The 20,198-nt window shown below is 57.4% G+C and carries 17 protein-coding genes; 7 read left to right on the forward strand and 10 right to left on the reverse strand.

Translation table 11 applies throughout. From position 1 onward, the window contains the following. Positions 1-2: 2 nt before the first annotated feature. Entirely contained in the window at positions 3-821 is an 819-nt protein-coding gene (locus QOY30_RS09965) for an SDR family oxidoreductase (RefSeq protein ID WP_283744463.1), read from the reverse strand. After that, positions 818-3,241 (reverse strand): acyl-CoA dehydrogenase, encoded by a 2,424-nt coding sequence (locus QOY30_RS09970; RefSeq protein WP_283744464.1) that lies wholly within the window; start codon positions 3,239-3,241, stop codon positions 818-820. The genes QOY30_RS09965 and QOY30_RS09970 overlap by 4 nt, the downstream gene beginning before the upstream one ends. A gap of 182 nt (positions 3,242-3,423) precedes the next feature. Between QOY30_RS09970 and QOY30_RS09975 the strand changes: the two genes are divergently transcribed. The 7 genes from QOY30_RS09975 to QOY30_RS10005 all read left to right on the forward strand — a co-directional run bounded on the left by QOY30_RS09975 (position 3,424) and on the right by QOY30_RS10005 (position 14,022). Continuing rightward, positions 3,424-3,813 carry a DUF2946 family protein gene (locus QOY30_RS09975; protein WP_283744465.1) on the forward strand — a complete coding sequence of 130 codons (390 nt, stop codon included), beginning with the start codon at positions 3,424-3,426 and terminating at the stop codon, positions 3,811-3,813. A 123-nt stretch (positions 3,814-3,936) separates the two neighbouring features. Continuing rightward, positions 3,937-5,184, forward strand: coding sequence for a TolC family protein (locus QOY30_RS09980; RefSeq protein WP_283744466.1), 1,248 nt, complete (start codon positions 3,937-3,939; stop codon positions 5,182-5,184). Further along, positions 5,181-6,761: an efflux RND transporter periplasmic adaptor subunit gene (locus tag QOY30_RS09985; RefSeq protein WP_283744467.1), complete on the forward strand. Its 1,581-nt coding sequence runs from the start codon at positions 5,181-5,183 to the stop codon at positions 6,759-6,761. The genes QOY30_RS09980 and QOY30_RS09985 overlap by 4 nt, the downstream gene beginning before the upstream one ends. Position 6,762: 1 nt before the next feature. Next, a complete protein-coding gene (locus QOY30_RS09990; RefSeq protein WP_283744468.1) occupies positions 6,763-10,158 on the forward strand; it encodes an efflux RND transporter permease subunit in 3,396 nt (1,131 codons plus the stop codon). A gap of 23 nt (positions 10,159-10,181) precedes the next feature. Beyond that, entirely contained in the window at positions 10,182-12,584 is a 2,403-nt protein-coding gene (locus tag QOY30_RS09995) for a heavy metal translocating P-type ATPase (protein ID WP_283744469.1), read from the forward strand. 61 nt (positions 12,585-12,645) lie between these two features. Continuing rightward, positions 12,646-12,993, forward strand: coding sequence for a copper-binding protein (locus QOY30_RS10000; RefSeq protein ID WP_283744470.1), 348 nt, complete (start codon positions 12,646-12,648; stop codon positions 12,991-12,993). Between the two features lie 297 nt (positions 12,994-13,290). Beyond that, positions 13,291-14,022: a hypothetical protein gene (locus QOY30_RS10005; RefSeq protein ID WP_283744471.1), complete on the forward strand. Its 732-nt coding sequence runs from the start codon at positions 13,291-13,293 to the stop codon at positions 14,020-14,022. 123 nt (positions 14,023-14,145) lie between these two features. Here QOY30_RS10005 and QOY30_RS10010 read toward each other — a convergent pair whose 3' ends face one another. From QOY30_RS10010 to QOY30_RS10045, 8 genes are all read right to left on the reverse strand, one after another. Further along, positions 14,146-14,655, reverse strand: coding sequence for a DUF2844 domain-containing protein (locus QOY30_RS10010; RefSeq protein ID WP_283744472.1), 510 nt, complete (start codon positions 14,653-14,655; stop codon positions 14,146-14,148). A 98-nt stretch (positions 14,656-14,753) separates the two neighbouring features. After that, positions 14,754-16,262, reverse strand: coding sequence for a DUF3443 family protein (locus tag QOY30_RS10015; RefSeq protein ID WP_283744473.1), 1,509 nt, complete (start codon positions 16,260-16,262; stop codon positions 14,754-14,756). A 268-nt stretch (positions 16,263-16,530) separates the two neighbouring features. Next, entirely contained in the window at positions 16,531-17,502 is a 972-nt protein-coding gene (locus tag QOY30_RS10020; RefSeq protein ID WP_283744474.1) for a quinone oxidoreductase family protein, read from the reverse strand. Positions 17,503-17,676: 174 nt separating this feature from the next. Beyond that, the gene (locus QOY30_RS10025; RefSeq protein WP_283744475.1) at positions 17,677-18,405 is read right to left on the reverse strand and encodes an LrgB family protein; all 729 of its coding nucleotides are present in this window, start codon (positions 18,403-18,405) and stop codon (positions 17,677-17,679) included. Then, complete coding sequence (locus QOY30_RS10030; protein WP_283744476.1) at positions 18,398-18,748, reverse strand: CidA/LrgA family protein; 351 nt, start codon at positions 18,746-18,748, stop codon at positions 18,398-18,400. The genes QOY30_RS10025 and QOY30_RS10030 overlap by 8 nt, the downstream gene beginning before the upstream one ends. A gap of 62 nt (positions 18,749-18,810) precedes the next feature. Then, positions 18,811-19,047, reverse strand: a complete 237-nt coding sequence (locus tag QOY30_RS10035) for a hypothetical protein (RefSeq protein WP_283744477.1) — start codon at positions 19,045-19,047, stop codon at positions 18,811-18,813. A 6-nt stretch (positions 19,048-19,053) separates the two neighbouring features. After that, positions 19,054-19,314 carry a hypothetical protein gene (locus QOY30_RS10040; RefSeq protein WP_283744478.1) on the reverse strand — a complete coding sequence of 87 codons (261 nt, stop codon included), beginning with the start codon at positions 19,312-19,314 and terminating at the stop codon, positions 19,054-19,056. A gap of 54 nt (positions 19,315-19,368) precedes the next feature. Continuing rightward, positions 19,369-20,169 carry a cytochrome c family protein gene (locus QOY30_RS10045; RefSeq protein ID WP_283744479.1) on the reverse strand — a complete coding sequence of 267 codons (801 nt, stop codon included), beginning with the start codon at positions 20,167-20,169 and terminating at the stop codon, positions 19,369-19,371. Positions 20,170-20,198: the final 29 nt, after the last annotated feature.

The raw sequence follows: 20,198 nt of genomic DNA on the forward strand, positions 1-20,198 counted from the left end.
TGCTACAAGAACAGATCGCTGAACAGCTTCTCGCCCGGGCTGACTGCATATTGTTCGAAGTCCCTCACGCCTTCCGCGCGCAACACCTCATCGTCGATGAAAAAATGGCCGCTGAATGTCTTGCTGTCGCGCAGCAGAATGGCATGCGCCGCATCGGCCACGATGGCTGGCTTGCGCGAGGCACGCAGGATGGCTTCGGGAAAATTGAACTCGATGGCGGCGGTGGCGATGGTGGTGCGCGGCCACAGGCAGTTCACCGCGATGCCGTCCTCCGCGAATTCCTTCGCCATGCCCAGCGCGCACAGGCTCATGCCGAATTTCGAGATGGAATAGGCGACATGCGGCGCAAACCATTTCGCCTCGAAATTGAGCGGCGGCGAGAGCGTCAGGATATGCGGGTTTGCCGCTTTCCGGAGATGCGGAATGCAGGCCTGCGAAGCAAGAAAGGTCGCGCGCATGTTCACGTCCCACATCAGGTCGAGACGCTTGGCGGGAGTTTGCAGCGTGGGTGTAAGACTGATGGCACTGGCATTGTTGACCAGCACGTCGATGCCGCCGAAATGCACCGCCGCCTGCTCGACAGCCGCATGAATGGCTTGCTCGTCGCGCACATCGAGCCGGATCGCCAACGCCTGTCCGCCCGCGGCGATCGCTTCTTCCGCCACGCTGTGTATGGTTCCGGGCAGCTTGGGATGCGCCTCAGCCGTCTTGCCGGTGATGACCACCCTGGCCCCATCGCGTGCGCAACGCAACGCGATCTCGCGTCCGATGCCGCGGCTGGATCCGGTGATGAAGATCACCTTGTCGTGCAGGCCGGTCATCCCTGATTCGCCCTCAATGTTTCCGGCGCGAAGTCGTCAACCATGATGACCTTGCGGCGCAAGGCGTAATCGCGTTCCAGCTGCTGCGCCTGCCCGGCATCGATGTAGCCAAGTTCGCGTGCTTCGGAGATCTGTTGCAGCTCTTCGCGCGCTTTGATCTTGCCTTCCTTGCGCGCCTTTTCCAGAACAGCCTGCAACGGTTCGCACACCAGTGTACTGGCAAGTGCGGCCTCCAATGCGCCGACGGCATCTTTCTCATCGGACGGGATGAACATGCCCGCGGTCAGGCGATCGCGTGCCGCACCGGGCTTGAGCAACAACGAGGCAACCTGATGGCCGACATGGTCGCTGGGCGGCTTGCGGCATTGCCCCAGCGGGAAGATCATGGCGCGCAACACCAGCGCCGCAAAGCGGTTGGGGAAGTTCTGCAACACGCCGTCGAGCGCTGTCTGGATGCGATACAGACCATCCTGCATCCCCCAGTGCAACAGCGGCAGGTCTTCCTCGGGACGACCGTCGTCCTCGAAGCGTTTCAGTACCGCTGAGCAGAGGTACATCTGGCTCAGTACATCGCCCAGACGCGCGGACAGTTTCTCGCGGCGTTTGAGTGCGCCACCCAATACCAGCATGGAAACATCCGAAGCGAAAGCGAACGCGGCTGAGTAACGCGTCAGCGCCTGATAGTAGGCTTTGGTCGGTTGTTCGGTCGGCACACCGATGATGCGTCCGCCGGTCAGACCGTAGACCAGGCTGCGCACCGCGTTGCTCAGGCTGAAACTGATGTGTCCGAACAGGGCGGCATCGAATTCGCGCACAGCGCGTTTGGTATCCTCATCGTGTGCGGCATGAATCTCCTTCAGCACGTAAGGATGCGAACGCACGGCACCCTGTCCGAATATGATCAGACTGCGCGTGAGGATATTCGCTCCTTCCACCGTGATACCGATCGGTGTTTGCTGGTAAGCACGCCCCAGATAGTTATCGGGCCCCAGACAGATTCCCTTGCCGCCGTGCACATCCATCGCGTCGTTGATGGCAATACGGCCGCGCTCGGTGCAATGGTATTTGACGATGGCGGAGATGACGGACGGTTTGCCGCCCAGATCCAGCGCCTGTGCAGTCATCGTGCGCGCCGCATCCATCACATAAAGATTGCCGCCGATGCGGGTAAGCGCTTCTTCCACGCCTTCGAACTTGCCCACCGGTACCTTGAACTGTTTGCGCACGCGGCAATAGGCACCGCTGGTACGCGCCGCCAGCTTGATGCCGCCCGTCGCGCTGGCCGGCAAAGAGATGGCTCGCCCCGCCGCCAGACATTCCATCAGCATGCGCCAGCCTTGCCCGATACGCATGGTGCCGCCGATGATGTAGTCCATCGGGATAAAAACATCTTTGCCCGTGGTCGGGCCGTTCAGAAAGGCGGAGTTGAGCGGGAAGTGACGGCGACCCACATTGACGCCGGGGGTATCGGTCGGGATCAGCGCCAGCGTGATGCCGCGCGAGACTTCGGCACCCAGCAGGTTCTGCGGGTCGAAGAGTTTGAATGCCAGACCGAGCAGCGTTGCGACCGGGGCCAGCGTGATGTAGCGCTTCTCCCAGGTGACACGCACGCCGAGCACATTGCTGTGTCCGTTGAAATCGCCGTAACAGACGATGCCGTAATCGGGGATCGCACCCGCATCCGAACCTGCGAACGGACCGGTCAGGGCGAAGCAGGGAATTTCCTTGCCGCATGCGAGGTTGCGCAGGTATTTTTCCTTTTGCTCCTGCGTACCGTAGTGCAGCAACAATTCAGCCGGTCCCAGCGAATTGGGCACCATCACCGTCACCGCCGCCGTACCGCTGCGCGAAGCGACCTTGGCCACCACTGCGGATTGCGCCTGCGCCGAGAATTCCAGGCCGCCGTATTCCTTCGGGATGATCATGCCGAAGAACCCTTTGTCCTTGATGAACTGCCAGGCTTCCGGCGACAAGTCCTGCCTTGTGTGGGTGACATCCCAGTCGTCCACCATCGCGCAAAGTTGTTCGACTTCGTTATCGAGAAAAGCTTGCTCGCGTTCGCTCAGGCCGGTCTTGGGCAAGTCCAGCAGCTGTCTCCAGTGCGGATTGCCGCTGAACAGTTCGCCATCCCAGCCTACCGTGCCTGCGTCCAGCGCCTCTTGCTCGGTCTGCGAAACCTGCGGCAGTATTTTGCGGAAGATGCCGAGTATGAAGCCGCTGACCAGCAGACGGCGCAAGGCGGGAATGCCCAGAACAGCGAGGAAGATGCCGAGTGCGATGTAAACAGTTTGCAGGGCTCCGTCGGAAATACGGCTTACCATTGCCACCAAGGGCACGAGTACCGCGAAAGCGATCAACCATCCCCATATGGAAGAGCGGAAGAAGGCCAGCAGCAAAACCACTACCAGCACAACTATCATTAATATCGCCATCTTCTACCTTCTTTGTTCTTGTGTGTGGATATCACTAACTTTAACCGCAGCGCGATGTGCTGACAATGGATATATTCCGGCGGTAAAAGAGGCGGTTAAAACAGACCAGTTGAATATAGTATTTGACCTCAGTATTTGACTATCGGTCAGTACTTCGCCACACTGACGCCATGTTCAGATCATCCGGAAAATTTATTGCCATATTGTTACTGCTGTGGCTCCCGATTTTCAACGGTAGCGCGCTTGCGGCAACAGTGTCCATGCAAATGCAGCAAGGCAGAAGTCATGAAACCGCTGCGGCTCATATGAATATGATGTCGCACGCCGACATGACCGGACAGCATCAGCATCCCTGCAAAATGCACACTACAACAGATGAGCATGACACCTCCTGCAATTCATGCGGCGTCTGCCATCTGGCCTGCACCGGTTACCTCGTCGTACCTGGAATGGAAATGATTCCCGTGCAAACCGCCACAACTGAAATCACACCCTATCTGGTTGCGTTTGACTCCCTTGTTTCCGCCCCGCTGGTTCCCCCGCCTCTCGTCCGCGCCTGATACGGGACGAGTCCGTCTGTTGATTCCATAGTCGTCGTTTCATAGCCTGATTCTCGTCCCGCGCCGTTGGGCGGTCGCGTGCGACTGTCCGCCTGCATTGCCAATGCAACTAGGATGCGGAACATGAAACCATCTCTATCGATTTTCACCGTGCTTTGCACGCTCTGGCTCACACCGGCCGCGGCCGATGAACCCCTGGGCAGCAACCTGACCGGATTACTGGATTACGCGCGCGAGCACAATCCGGAACTTGCAGCCTTGCGCCTTGATGCCGAGGCGGCGCAACAGAGGGCTGAGCCTGCCAGCGCCCTGCCGGACCCGGTATTGCGTACCCAGCGGTATGACATCACCAGCCAGGCCACCAACATGATTCCGAACGTGATGCCGATTCAAAGCTACCAGTTGAGCCAGTTCGTGCCCTGGTTCGGCAAGCGGGATCTGCAGCGCGGGATCGCCACCGCGCAAATTGAGCAGGCCAACGGACAAACTGCCGCCGATTGGTCCGATCTGGCGAACCAGCTCAAGACGGACTATGCGATGAGCTACTACCTCGCGGCCAGCGAACACCTGACACAGGAAACGCTCGACCTGCTCGATAACCTGGAACAGATCGTCAGGGAGCGCTATGCGAACGGCTTGAGTTCCCAGCAGGATGTCGTCCGCGTGCAGATCGAGACGACCACGCTGCTCGGAGAACTGATCGGGATCCAGAACGAACGCCACCATGAGCATGCCAAATTGAATAGCCTGCTGTCGCGTCCCGTCAATGCGGCGCTGGCCGAGCCCGTGCAACCCCGCCCGCTCCCTCCCGCCGCGAGTCTGGATGAGGACACTTTGCTGGAACGGCTGCGCGCGCACAACCCGCAATTGCAAATTGCGGATGCGCAGATACAGTCCGCCGATAAAAGCCGCGACCTGGCCTATTCCAACCGTTATCCGGGCTTCACGCTCGGCGTAGGTCGTACCCAGTACACTTCAATAAATACCTGGGATGTGATGGTCGAATTCAGTATCCCACTGCAACAATCAGTACGCCGCTCGCAGGAACACGAGGCCGAAGCGATGCTGGCCGCCGCCAGTGCGCGCAAGCAATCCACTCTCAATCAGGCGGAATCCAGTTTGTCGGAAAACCTTTCCGCGCTGGAATCGGCCAGACGCACAGACACGCTGATCACCACCCGATTGCTGCCGCAAAGTGAACTCACTTATCAATCCGCCCTGGCCGGATACCAGACAGGCAAGGTCGATTTCGCCACGCTGATCGATGCGCAGCGGCAGATATTGCAGGCCCGGCAGCAGCAACTCAAAGCGCAACTGGAAGGGCAATCGCGGCTGGCCGATATCGAAAAATTGTTGGGAGAAGAATTATGAACAAACTCGCAAAAACAACCCTGGTCTTTCTGCTGTTGCTTGCCGTGGCTGCAACCGGATACTGGCTCGGGAAACAGGATACGGGATACGGGAAACAGGATACGGGACACGGGATACGGGATACGGTGAAAAGCGGGGAGCGCAAATTGCTGTACTACCGCAACCCGATGGGGTTGCCGGACACTTCGCCGGTACGGAAAAAAGATGCCATGGGCATGGATTACGTGCCGGTGTATGAGGGTGAAGCGGAGCCGGCTGGCCAGCTCGGCATCAGCCTCGACAAGGTGCAAAAACTGGGCGTGAAAAGCGAAGCCGCCGCGATGCGAGAACTGAACAAGACATTGCGCGCGACGGGTCGGATCGAGGTCGACGAACGGCGCACTTACACCATCGCACCGAAGTTCGAAGGCTGGGTGGAACATCTCTATGTGAACACCACCGGACAGGCCGTCAGCAAAGGCCAGGCGCTGTTCGATGTATACAGCCCCGACCTGGTCTCGGCGCAACGCGAACACGCATTGGCCTTGCAGGGTCTGGCTTCGATGCAAAACGCCGACGGCGACGCGAAGAAAAGCATGCAGCAACTGGTTACGGCCAGCGCAGCGCGTCTGCACAACTGGGACATCACTGACGCGCAATCCGCCACGTCAGCCAGCGATGGAAGCAGTCAGCGTGTGACATTCCGTGCGCCGGTCACCGGCATCGTGCTGGAGAAAAAGGCCGTGCAGGGCATGCGCTTCATGCCCGGCGAGCCGCTGTACCAGATCGCAGACCTCGCATCGGTGTGGGCCATCGCCGAAGTTCCGGAACAGGATATCGGACAGGTGCAGCTCGGCAGCCGCACACAGGTCACCGTCGATGCCTATCCGGATCGCACCTTCGACGGCAGGGTGACCTTCATCTATCCGACGCTGGACAGCGCGACGCGCACGGTTCAAGTCCGCATGGAGATCGCCAATCCCAAGGGATTGCTCAAACCAGCCATGTTCGCCAATGCGCTGATCGACGCGGGCAAGAGCGGCAAGGTGCTGACTGTACCGGCCTCCGCCGTGATCGACAGCGGCACCCGCCAGGTCGTGCTGGTACGCCTTGCCGAAGGGCGCTTTGAACCGCGCACAGTCACGCCGGGCAGCCGCAGCGACGACTACATCGAGATACTGAATGGCGTCGCGGAGGGCGAACAGGTGGTCACTTCCGCCAACTTCCTGATCGATGCGGAAAGCAACCTCAAAGCCGCGCTGAACGGCATGGACGCGAAAACCACCGGCAATGCTGCTCCTGTCTCCGTACCGGCAGATCACACGGGACAGTTCTCCACGGCGCAGACGATGCAAAAAATGGTCGGTCATCAGGGACAGGGAGTTCTCGATGCCGTCAACCCGGATGGCACGGTAAGCATCACGCATGAGCCGATCAAATCGCTAGGCTGGCCCGGCATGACCATGGACTTCATACTGGCGAATGCCTCTCTGGTTGAGGGTATCAAGCCGGGCACAGCGATCACTTTCGAGCTCGTCGAACGGAAGCCGGGAGAATTTGTGATCACCACCCTGCAAGCGCAACACGGAGGGCACTGACATGCTCTCCAAAATTATCGAATGGTCGGCACGCAACCGCTTCCTGGTATTGCTCGCCACCCTGTTCATCACGCTGGCTGGCATCTATGCTCTGCTCAAAACCCCGCTGGACGCGCTGCCCGACCTGTCCGATGTGCAGGTGATCGTCTATACCGAGTATCCCGGCCAAGCGCCGCAGGTGGTGGAAGACCAGGTCACCTACCCGCTCACCACGGCCATGCTGTCCGTGCCCAAATCCAAGGTCGTGCGCGGCTTCTCGTTCTTCGGGGCCTCCTTCGTGTATGTCATCTTCGAAGACGGCACCGACATCTACTGGGCGCGTTCGCGCGTGCTGGAATACCTCAACAGCATCGCCGGGCGCATGCCCAACGGCGTGTCGCCGCAACTGGGGCCGGACGCGAGCGGCGTGGGCTGGGTATATCAATATGCCGTTCTCAGCGACAAACACAATCTCGCCGAGTTGCGCGCCATGCAGGACTGGTATTTGCGCTATCAACTGACCAAGGCGCATGGCGTGGCCGAGGTCGCCTCCGTCGGCGGCTTCGTGCAGCAATACCAGGTGACGGTCGACCCGGTGAAGCTGCGCGCCTACGGCATACCGTTGAGCAAAGTCTCGCAGGTGATACGCGACTCGAACCGCGACGTAGGCGGCCGCACGGTGGAAATGGCCGAGACCGAATACATGGTGCGCGGCAAAGGCTATTTGCACGGCAAGAGCGATATCGAGAACCTGGTGGTGAATGCTCCACGCGGCACACCGGTACTGCTGCGGGATATCGCACATGTTGAACTCGGGCCGGACGAGCGGCGCGGCATCGCCGAACTCAACGGCGAAGGCGAAGTGGTATCCGGTATCGCCATGGCGCGTTATGGCGAAAACGCGCTGGAGGTCATTCGCAACATCAAGGACAAGATCGCCGAAGTCACGCCAGGATTGCCGGAGGGTGTCAGCATTCGGGCGGTGTACGACCGTTCCGAACTGATCCTGCGTGCCATCGCCACGCTCAAGCACACGCTGCTGGAAGAAGGCCTGATCGTCGCACTGGTGTGCATGGTATTCCTGATGCATGCCCGCAGCGCACTGGTCGCCATCGTGATGCTGCCCATCGGCGTACTGATGGCCTTCATCGCCATGCATGCACTCGGGCTGAACTCGAACATCATGAGCCTGGGAGGGATCGCGATCGCCATCGGCGCGATGGTGGATGCGGCTATCGTGATGATCGAGAATGCGCACAAGCATCTGGAGAGACTGGCTACTCGTCCCTCCGATCAACCTGAGCCCTCCAATTCCATTCATCCTGAGCCCCCCAATTCCGTTCGTCCTGAGCTCGTCGAAGGAACGAGCGGCGCGCCGAACGGAATTGTCAGAACCGGTGTTGGATTTGGCGCGGTGGACCGTTCACCCTTCGACGGGCTCAGAGCGAATGGAGGAAAATTAGGCGACAGCGACAGCGCCCTCTCCCCCAGCCCCTCTCCCGTGAACGTGAGAGGGGAGTCCAATCTGGGTGAGCGTGCCGCCGCCATCCTCGCCGCCTGCAAGGAAGTCGGCCCCTCCCTCTTCTTCTCGCTGCTCATCATCACCGTGTCGTTCCTGCCGGTGTTCACGCTGGAATCACAGGAAGGCAGGTTGTTCGCCCCGCTGGCCTATACCAAGACCTTTGCCATGGCAGGCGCAGCCCTGCTCTCGGTCACGCTGGTACCAGTGCTGATGCTGCTGTTCATACGAGGCCGCATCAGGCCGGAAGCGGATAACCCGCTCAACCGCTGGCTCATCGCAGGCTATCGCCCGCTCATCGCCGCAGTGCTGCAACACAAGAAAACCACCCTCGCCATTGCCATCCTCGCATGCCTCATCAGCCTGTATCCCGCAATGAAACTGGGCAGCGAGTTCATGCCGACGCTGAACGAAGGTACTTTGTTCTACATGCCCGCTTCCCTGCCCGGCATGTCGGTGACCAAAGCGGCCGAATTGCTGCAGACGCAAAACAAGATCATCAAGAGCTTTCCCGAGGTCGCTTCGGTATTCGGCAAAGCAGGACGCGCGCAGACCGCCACCGACCCGGCACCGATGGAGATGTTCGAGACGGTGATCAACCTCAAACCGCAGGAAGAATGGCGATCCGGCATGACGACCGACAAGCTGATCGCCGAGATGGACAAAGCGCTGCAATTTCCCGGTGTGGCGAACTCGTGGACCATGCCGATCAAGGCGCGCATCGACATGCTTTCCACCGGTATCCGCACGCCCATCGGCATCAAGGTGTTCGGCAAGAATTTGGACGAGATGGAACGCCTCGCCCGGGAGATCGAGGCCGTGGTGCGCAAGGTGCCGGGCACGACCAGTGCATTCGCCGAACGCATCACCGGAGGCTTCTATCTCAACATCGAACCGGACAGGCTGGCGCTGGCGCGCTACGGGCTGACGGTGGGCGAAGTACAGGATGTGATCGCCACGGCACTGGGTGGTGAAACTGTCACCACCACAGTGGAAGGACTGGAACGTTTTGGTGTCAGCGTGCGCTACCCGCGCGACCTGCGCAGCACGCCGGAACAGATCGCACGCGAAGTGCTGGTACCGACCGACAATGGCGCGATGATCCCGCTCGGCCAGGTTGCCCGCATCAGCATCAGCAAGGGCGCGCCCTCCATCCGCACCGAGAACGCCCTGCTCTCCGCCTATATCTACGTGGACATCCGCGACCGCGACATCGGTTCATATGTGGCTGAGGCACGCAAGGCGGTGGCGGCACAGGTCAAGTTCCCGCCCGGCTACTACGCGACCTGGAGCGGACAATTCGAGTACATGGAACGCGCCGCCGCGAAGATGAAGATCGTGATCCCCATCACGCTGCTCATCATCTTCCTGTTGCTGTACCTGAATTTCAAACGCGTCACGGAATCGCTGGTCGTAATGCTGTCCGTGCCGTTCGCGCTCGTCGGTGGCATATGGCTGCTGTGGCTGCTCGATTACAACCTGAGCGTCGCGGTGGCGGTCGGCTTCATCGCGCTGGCGGGCGTGGCGGCGGAGACAGGTGTTGTGATGCTGATCTATCTTGAGCATGCATGGCAGGAAGTTCGAACGCAGTGCGCCAATGAAGGCAGATCACCGACGGCAAACGACCTGCAGACCGCCATCATGCACGGTGCAGTAGAACGTGTGCGCCCGAAGATGATGACCGTGGTGGCAATCATGGCGGGACTATTACCTATCCTGTGGGGCACGGGCACAGGCTCGGAAGTCATGCGCCGCATCGCCGCCCCGATGGTTGGCGGCATGATCTCTTCGGCAGTACTGACACTGCTGGTGATCCCGGCGATCTACGCGCTGATCAAGCGACGCGAGAGTTCAGCACATTCAGCCGAAACCAGACCGTCTCCGGATGTTCAACACTAAACGTTAATCAGGAGGTGACTGACATGACGACCAAGACTACCGATCCGGTTTGCAAGATGCAGGTCACTGCAGAAGATGGCACCCTGCACGCTGATTACGCGGCCGAACGTTATTACTTTTGTTCGCAGCACTGTCTGGACAAATTTCAGGCAAACCCGTCTGCCTACCTGAAGCCACAGGCCGCAGCACAGGAACAATCCGCTGCGCTGTATACCTGTCCGATGCATCCGGAAGTTCGACAAAACGGCCCCGGCAATTGCCCCAAGTGCGGCATGGCGTTGAAGCCCGTGAATCCTGTCGCAACCAGGTCGAATGCCACCGAATACACCTGCCCCATGCATCCCGAAATAGTGCGCAACGAACCCGGCAGTTGTCCAAAGTGCGGCATGGCATTGGAACCGCGCGCAGGCCCTTCGGAAGACAACGCCGAATTGAACGACATGACTCGCCGCTTCAAGGCAAGCATCGTACTTGCCTTGCCGGTATTCCTGATGGCAATGACATCCGACCTTGCACCCAAACTCATACCGAGTTCTGTTTCGATGGCCGTATTGCAGTGGCTTGAATTCGCACTGGCCACCCCGGTAGTGCTTTGGGCGGGCTGGCCGATCTTCCAGCGCGGCTGGGCATCGATCGTTAACCGCAGCCTCAACATGTTCAGCCTGATCGCGCTCGGCGTCGGCGTGGCGTGGAGCTACAGCGTCGTGGCGATGCTGTTGCCTGGAAGTTTCCCGCCCTCGATGCACACCATGGGCGGTCTGATACCGGTGTATTTCGAGGCGGCTGCCACGATCATGGCCCTGGTACTGATGGGCCAGGTAATGGAACTGCGCGCGCGCAGCCAGACCAGCGCCGCGATCAAACTGCTGTTGGGCCTGGCGCCCAAGACTGCACGCATCGTGCGTGCAGACGGCAAAGAAGAAGACATCCCGCTGGAACTGGTGCATCCGGGCGATGTACTGCGCGTGCGTCCCGGCGAGAAAGCACCGGTGGACGGTGTAGTACTGGACGGTGCAAGTTCACTGGACGAATCGATGGTGACCGGCGAATCCATCCCGGTAGAAAAGACAGCCGGCGCGCACCTGATCGGCGCCACAGTGAATGGCACCGGCAGCCTGTTGATGCGTGCCGAACGTGTGGGTGCCGATACGCTGCTTGCGCAGATCGTGCACATGGTGAGCGAGGCGCAGCGTTCGCGTGCACCTATCCAGCGGCTGGCAGATATTGCTGCCGGATATTTTGTTCCGGCAGTGATACTGGCTTCGCTCGCCACGCTGGCGGTATGGGGCATCTGGGGGCCTGAACCTCGCCTGGCGCACGCCATTGTCAACGCGGTGGCGGTGCTGATCATCGCCTGTCCTTGCGCACTGGGGCTGGCCACACCAATGTCCGTCATGGTCGGTACCGGGCGCGGGGCGCAGGCCGGTGTGTTGATCAAGAACGCCGAAGCGCTGGAAACCATGGAGAAAGTGAACACGCTGGTGGTGGACAAGACCGGCACCCTGACCGAAGGCAAACCGAGACTGACCTCTGTCATTTCCCTCACCGGATTCGACGAAGATGTAGTGCTGCGGCTGGGTGCCAGTCTGGAACGCGCCAGCGAACATCCACTGGCAGCGGCCATCGTGAATGGCGCGCAGGATAAAGGGCTGGCTCTCGTCGCAGTCGGCGAATTTCGTTCGATCACCGGCAAAGGCGTGATGGGAATCGTTGAAGGTCGGACGGTCGCGTTGGGAAATCTCAAATTGCTCGAAGAACTGGGTATTGATGCAGGCGATTTGCCCGCACGTGCGGAAGCACTGCGTAGCGACGGCCAGACCGTGATGCTGCTGGCCATCGACGGCAAGGCTGCAGGTCTGGTCGGCGTGGCCGATCCGGTCAAGGAGTCCACGGCGGAAGCGATCCGCGCACTGCATGCGGAAGGTGTGCAGGTCATCATGCTCACCGGCGACAACCGCATCACCGCAGAAGCGGTGGCAAAAAAACTGCAAATAGACCGTGTCGAAGCAGAAGTGCTGCCGGAACAGAAATCAGCCGTTATCAAGCAACTGCAGGCACAAGGTCGCATCGTGGCCATGGCGGGCGACGGCATCAACGATGCCCCGGCACTGGCTCAGGCGCAGGTGGGCATCGCCATGGGTACCGGCACCGACGTCGCAATGGAAAGCGCGGGCATCACCCTGATCAAGGGCGACTTGCGCGGCATCGTGCGTGCCTTGCTCTTGAGCCGCGCCACCATGCGCAACATTCGGCAGAACCTGTTCTTCGCGTTCATCTACAACATCATTGGCATACCCGTGGCTGCGGGTGTGCTGTATCCGTTCTTCGGCCTGCTGCTCTCGCCCATCATCGCGGCGGCGGCAATGAGTTTCAGCTCGGTTTCGGTAATTACGAATGCGCTGCGGTTGCGTAGCCTCAAACTTTAGCCCGCAAGCAGAAAAAATTGCTTCCCCTTCAACTTACGCACTCTTCGAAAAGGAATATACGATGAAAACGTTGGCAATCGCATTAGGAATGGCAATCGCAGCAAGCAATGGAATGGCTCATGCCGAGGATCAAGATCACAACATGTCGCAACATCAGATGTCCATGCAACGTGCTGCCGAACCTGGCAGGCACGAAGGCATCGGCGTGCTGAAAGCGGTGAATGAGAAAACAGGGAAAGTGCAGATCGCGCATGAAGCCATTGCCGACCTGGGCTGGCCGGCAATGAACATGTGGTTCGCATTGAACTGTCCATTACCCGGAAATATCCGCGTCGGCGATGCTGTACGCTTTGAATTGATGCAAGACGAAAAGAATCATTGGATGGTGACCGGGATCAATCGCAAATAGAAAATGCTTTCAGGCTGTATCTGGAAGATATTTCTTGTAACCAGTCTGATACCAAATTCTTTTGAAAATGTTCCAATACAATTTTTGCACCTCCCGCAATACATCGTATTTAATATATTGTTTTATATATGATTATTTTCATCTTTCCGTCCAGGATTGTTGCCGGACTGATACATTTTGAATTGGGCCGGTTTTCACCTCCTATTCACCGTTTAGATTGCACATGATCTGCCGAAGATGCTGGCAATGAGACAACCATCTCAGTCGATTGAAATTCCAACATCATATGGAGAAGCCATGAGCTCAATTAACAATATCTCAAGTTCAAACTATCTATCCTGGTTGCAACAGACTTCCAATTCAACAAACTCAACCGGCTCTACCCAGCAAGTTGGAGGCACGGATTCTGACGGCGATAGCGATGGCAGCGGTGCCGCCAGCGGTTCGGGCGGGGTTGGGAAATCGAATTTCATAAATTCCATTGTGCAAGCCCTTGAACAAAGCCTGTCGAGCAGCTCAGGCACAGCAGCAGCAACATCGGCCACAGGTTCAACAACATCAACCAACGCTACGACATCCGCCAATTCGACGCAGAGCCCCGATGCAGCACTACAGACATTCCTGCAGAACCTGTTTGCTTCCATTGGACAAGCCAGTGACGCAAGCACAACCAGCGGGAGTACTTCAGCCAGCGGCACGTCTGCCACAGGTTCGACTAACCATGTCCATCATGGTCATCGTGGAGGCGGTGCGGAAATGGCCGCGGGAATTCAAAATCTGTTGCAACAACTCAATGCCAGCAGCCAGAGTACTTCAACCGCTAGCACCAGTACCAGCAGCAGCGGCTCAAGCGCAATCAGCAGCCTGAATTCCAGCTTCCAGAATCTGGTCAGTTCTCTGGATGCGAGCCAGGGACAAAACGCATCGGCAGCCAATACCCCCACATTGCAAACCTTCCTGCAAAACCTGATGCAGAACATTGGAAATGTGCAGAACATGAGCGGATCGGTGATCAGCACACAGGCGTGATATTTACTTTACTGTCTGAGGCATAGGAAGCCTGCTCCGGATGGAGCAGGTTTTTTTTGTGGTCATTACTGAAACAGCCGAACGACATACCAAAGCGATCGAACCGACTCCGCAGCGCCTGCCCTATTGTTTGATATCCCGCCCTGTAACACCCGCAGGAAGGGCGGCCGGCAAGTATGCGCGGCCGACGAAGTGGCGCGGACGGCCTCCCGATTCAATCACCAGATCCGGGTCGTGCTGGCTGTAGACACGTCGGCCGGCATGCCTGTTTTGCGCCTGGCGCGCGATCATGGTATCGAAATGCGTTCCCATCAGTTGATGCAGATCGGGCATGAACGGCCCCGACCAGGTAACCGCGAACACCGTGCCCGCCTTGGACACATATTGCCGGACGCGCGTGCCGGTAGGCAAGATCGTTTCATGCACGGTGTAGCTGCCGCTGGCCGATGGCAGCTGGCTGGCAGCCTGCGCCACCTTCATTCGCAAGCGATCCGTCTCGACGCTTGCGGCATCGCCGCCCAGCACTGCACGGGCGGGCGCGGCATAAAAAATCACAGCCAGCATCAGCAGCCCTGAGAGCGAGCAGTTCAGTGCAGCAGTAGTTGGAGCTTCGGTCATATTTGCAGTGTGCATGCGAGTTAGCATTTCATCCTCTGAATCTGTTAACACAATTACCTGAAGTAAGTTTCGCCTCCTAGCCAGCAGCTTCAATCAACACGCTGACGCGCCAATCAATAGGCAAAGTAAGGACCAAGACTCCCACCTGCGAATCTTCCCGAGATCGCTGTATATACAGATCTCCCAAAAAAGAACGGTAATCCCCAATCGAAATAACCGCCAGCCGGACCGCCGATACTTGCGGCAACCACGCTGGAACCAAGCTGGTCTACACCCACGATATTGAATGGCACCAAAATGCTGGGCAACCCAGTTGCCGCAGCAGTAGTCGCATTCAATGAAAGCGGCGACACTGCAGGACAGTACGCCCAAGTACTGACGGTACATAAGCGGATGGTCGCATCGTCAAAGAACAAGGCGTTGGAACCACTATCAACAAAGCTCTGAGACGTACTCACGGTGTTATATGTGGTAATGAAATTTCCATATGGATCGGTTGCATATACGACCGCACTGCCTAACAAATTATTCGTGCTCGTACCTATGCCAAAAGTCAGCGTGCCACTAAGTGCATTTGCGCCGGACGACGCGAAAGCGGGTAGCTGAATCAGCACACCATTTTTATCGTTCGCAAATGACGCCACGGGGTTCTGCACGACCTGCGATTGAGTTACGGCGCTATTCGTGCAACCGGACGCATAGCAGGTGTAATAGGTTGCAGGTACGGCCTGCGAAAGGCAGAGATCGCAATCGTTGATAAACAATCCGACGCCCAGTATTCCGTTCGCACCCAGCGCGTCCTGAGTGATCTGTATGGCGCCGGTATTGGAACAATCGGCAGGAACCGCGGTCACCCCTCCAGGCTGGGCACCTATGTTCTGAATGGGAACGTTGCTCGCCACTTCCCCTCCGAGATAGATGTCAGCGAGAACAACTGAGCCCCACGTTACGCCGATTCCAAAGGTCGTACATTCGCCCATCGCCGGGCCACCACTTGTATTGGCTGACGGCAAGTTAAGGTTGGAATACAACACGGAATTGAGCAACCGCAATCCGGTCGAGCCCGTATCCAGCTGCACGTGATCAATGGTCTGGCACGCTGGCGTCACTCCGGATGAATTGGGAGGGCAAACCGTGACAGATACATAAGGCACGTTGATCTGCCTAGTTGCGATTCCAGGCGGGCCCGCATCCAGCGTGATGGGGATGTGGTTTATGCCGGTCACTGAGGGAACGGGTACAAGTGTGCCGATGCCCGCATTCTGAATGCAAGTGACTGCAACGAGGATGGCGGCATTGGGAATAACACCGCTGGAATTCGAGGTGACCGTGCAGGTCGCGCCTGCAGGCTGGGTCGATACCGTAATCGCGTAGGGCAAACCTCTGGAATAAACGCCGTTGAAGCTGGAAGTGCCATTGGCGGAAACGGTCAGGTTATTGCCTCCGTTGTTTTGCAGAACCACCGAAGTATTTGCCGGCAAACCGATCACGCTCACACTGATATTGCCCTGGCCTGATATCGTCTGGCTGGAACCTCCGCCGCATCCCGTCATCACTGCGACAACCGCAATCCACAGCGCAAAAGTCCGGGCGCAAATAAATGACTGTCTTTTACTGAACATACGCTACTCAGCCCTCTTCAAGCCGGTGTGCCCATCATCCCACCCGGATGAAATTCGAATATTTAACCTGTCTTTGTTTGATCACATACGACCTGGAAGTTCCGCAATATTTTTATGAAAATCAGATGCGCAGAATTCAGATGGATGACTGCAAAACGAATTGGCGCAATGCGTTAACGTCCAACAAGGAACAGGGAAGCGGCAACACTTGCCGCTCCTGATAAAGCATACTGCAACGGGACATTTTATTGGATGAAAATTGAAACGCTCATACAGTCAGAACCGTCGATCCGGTTGTCTTGCGCGCTTCGAGATCGCGGTGCGCCTGCGCCGTATCCTTCAAGGGATAGCTTTGGTTAATGTTGATCTTCACCTTGCCCGAACTGACCGCATTGAACAGGTCGGCTGAGTTTTCTTCCAGCAGGGCTCTGGTCGCAATGAAAGTGGCAAGCGTCGGTCTGGTGACCAGCAACGATCCCTTTTGCGACAACAGCGACAGATCGAACGGCGGAACCGCGCCGGACGAGGAACCGAACAGCACCATGAGGCCGCGCGGTTGCAGGCAGTCGAGCGATTTCATGAAGGTGTCCTTGCCGACCGAGTCGTAGACCACGGGTAATTTCTTCCCGCCGGTTATCTCAAGCACGCGTGCCTGGAAATCCTCGCGGGTATAAACGATGGTGTGGTGGCAGCCGTTGGCCTTTGCCAGCGCCGCTTTTTCGTCACTGGATACGGTGCCGATGACGGTCGCTCCCAGAGCCGAGGCCCACTGGCTGACGATCAAGCCGACACCGCCGGCCGCTGCGTGTATGAGTATCGTGTCGCCCGGACCGACCTTGTAGATGTCGCGTATCAGGTAGCGTGCGGTCATGCCCTGCAACATCATGGCCGCCGCAGTGCGGTCGTCGATGTTGCCCGGCAACTTGACCAGCCGGTCCGCTGCAATAAGTCTTGCCTCGGCATAGGAACCGATCACCGACGCATACGCGACCCTATCCCCCGCTTTCAGGTGCGTGACGCCTTCGCCAACCGCCTCCACGACACCGGCTCCCTCGGTGCCCAGTATGGCAGGCAACGGTACCGGATAAAGTCCGGTGCGATGATAGACATCGATGTAGTTGAGGCCGACAACGGTTTGCTTCAACTTGACCTGGCCGGGGGCGGGAGAGCCGACCTCGATCTCTTCCCATTTGAGCACCTCGGGACCGCCGGTTTGATGGATTCGGATCGCGTGTGGCATGAATAAATCCCCTCTGAGAATGAAAAAAATAATGTGTCAAATCTTAACATCGAACTGCAGCTTCAATTTATCTTCAGGCTGGCTATTCCACAATTAAATTCGTGAAAATCTTCCGGCATCAACCCTTGTGTACGTGCGGATTAGCAACAAGCGAAGAACTCAATCGGTGCTTCCTTAACTATTGAAAAAATGGAATAGAACAGGAATGGCAATGGCACCGACGATGCCATGCATCCCCATCGCCAGACTCGCATAAGCACCCGCTTCGTGATTGATGCTGAATGCGCGGGAAGTTCCCAATCCGTGCGCGGCAACGCCAATTGGAAAGCCCCTCTGCCACCATGACTTCATGCCCAGCGCATTCAGTACAAACGGCGCCAGGATCGCACCGAGAATTCCCGTGGCAACTGCAAAGATCGCGGTAAGCGTCGGCGAAGCCCCGATCCGTTCGGCTATTCCCATCGCGATCGGAGCCGTGACGGATTTCGAATACATGGCGCCGACGATGGTTTTATCTGCGCCAAGCAATGTAGCTATGCCGACCGCGCTGAGTATCGAGGCGCCACCGCCGGCGAGCAAAGCCACCATCAGCGGGAATGAACGCTTTTTCAAGCTGCCCAGACCCCGGTATATCGGTATCGCCAGGGAAACCGTCGCCGAGCCCAGCAGAAAGTGAATGAATTGCGCCCCCTGAAAATAAGTAGCATAGGGCATGTCGATCACCTGGATGAATGTCGCCACCAGTATCACGGCAATTGCCACCGGATTGGCCAGAGGGCTTTGTTTGCTCTTCTGATAAACAAAAAGCCCGATCTGGAAGGCCGCCAGCGTGATGAAGAGCGCCAGCAAAGGACTACCGGAAAGATAGACCCAGATTTCTACGATCGAATTTTTTTCATTCATGGGTATCGGTCTTTTTGGTTAGCAGCTTCAAAACAAGCGCACTGCAGGCAATGGTCAGGATGACGCTGACGACCAGTGCGCCGACGATCGGGACCGCATTGGCCTTGAGTTGCGGCAGGAAAAGAACGACGCCGACAGCCGCCGGAACGAACAGTATGCCCAGATATTTGCTGAATCCGTCGGCGACAAAAGCCAGCGACTCTCCGATCTTTTTGTTGATGACGAGCCAGATCAACAGCAGGACCAGGCCGATCACCGGCCCTGGCAGCGATGGGAATCCGAACTTCGACACCAGCTCTCCCAGGCTCTGGAAAAACAATATTTGCACCAATCCTGAAATCATTTCCTTAATGCCTCCGTTAAAAATCTGCTCAACATGAAACTGTATTCTGAAGCTCTGTCCGGTCAATATTTCCTGACGGCAAATTCCTGATTGGTATATTGCAAGGTGCCCGGACGCTTGATGACGATGAACCCCTGACTCGCGGCCTCGTGACATTCATTGCATGCCCGGGTCAGGCGATCGAATGACTTCCTGAACTTTACGCTGTCCTTTGCCTTGATCGCACTTTCCAGATCGTTGAGCGGCTGAGCCGTGAATTTGTCCAGTATGTCTGCAATCGGCGCGTCTTTCTTGAACACGGGATGCTATTTGACCGCATCATCCATTCCTTCCCTGATCTCATCCAGTTCGTAGCTTGCCAAATCCCAGTTCCCGGATTTGCCGGCAAACCAGAGCTTGGCGTGACGCATCTGCGTCGAACCCATGATTTCGCCCATTCCGGGTACGTAGTTTTCCTGATGAACTGCGGCCTGCTTTTCCATCGCGACAGGCGCTGTTTCGGTGGCATGTGCACCGAAAGAAATTCCGGCCGCACAAAGACTCATCACGATTACATTGCGATTCATTAACATCCTTTCATGTGTCGATTGGTGGTTGTCTGAAAATTGTCGAATTGCAGTTCAGGGTTTTTCACCGGCCTGCAGCTTGTTCAGGTATTCGAATAGCCTCCCGGCAAGCGCTTGTCGATCCGGTTCAGTCATACCTGCAGCCATAGCAGGCATTTGGGTACCGGGTTTGATTGAAGTTGGATCCAGCACCCAGCTATAGAACTTCTTCTCGCCCAGCATTTTCGTCTGCTCGGCCAGATCCAGCGGAGATTTGTTTCCGCCGTAGCCGTTTACACGGTGACAGCTGAGGCAGTATTTCTCCAGTTCATGCGCCGGCTGGGACATCTCTCCCGAAACGGTATTCTTTTCCAGTGCCCCGGACATCACGATCTCGTTCACCTGATAGGGCCAGTAGGTAGCGCCTTCCTCGATCAGATCAGGCTGGCGAATATTGTCCCACACCAGATAATAAGGACCCAGCGATATGCTTTTTGCATCTGGTGCATGGCTTTTCACATTGAACGCACGCGAGTGTTTTTTCGCGAAGACCAGGTAAGCACGATACTGATCGAAGCGCTCGGTCGGTATATGCGAAACATAACCGTCGAGCGCCCTGAATTCTATCTCGCCAGCCGCAGTCTTCCACTGATCGCCCAGTATCGCCCGGAGCACTTTTTCTACGGGATATCCCAGATAAACGACATGCGGCTGGCGCTTGCCCTCGATCAATAGCGGCTCGATCACTTCGATCTCCACCGGCGATTCGGCCACCAGCCGTTTCATCTCATCCACCTTGGGCAACAGAACAGCGCTGGCATGGCCGGACAAAAGCAACAATAGCAAAAACAAGATTCCGTTTATCCTGGTGATCATGAGCTGGCTCCCAAATATCTGATCCGATG

This window comes from Sideroxydans sp. CL21, from assembly GCF_902459525.1.
Lineage (GTDB): Bacteria > Pseudomonadota > Gammaproteobacteria > Burkholderiales > Gallionellaceae > Sideroxyarcus.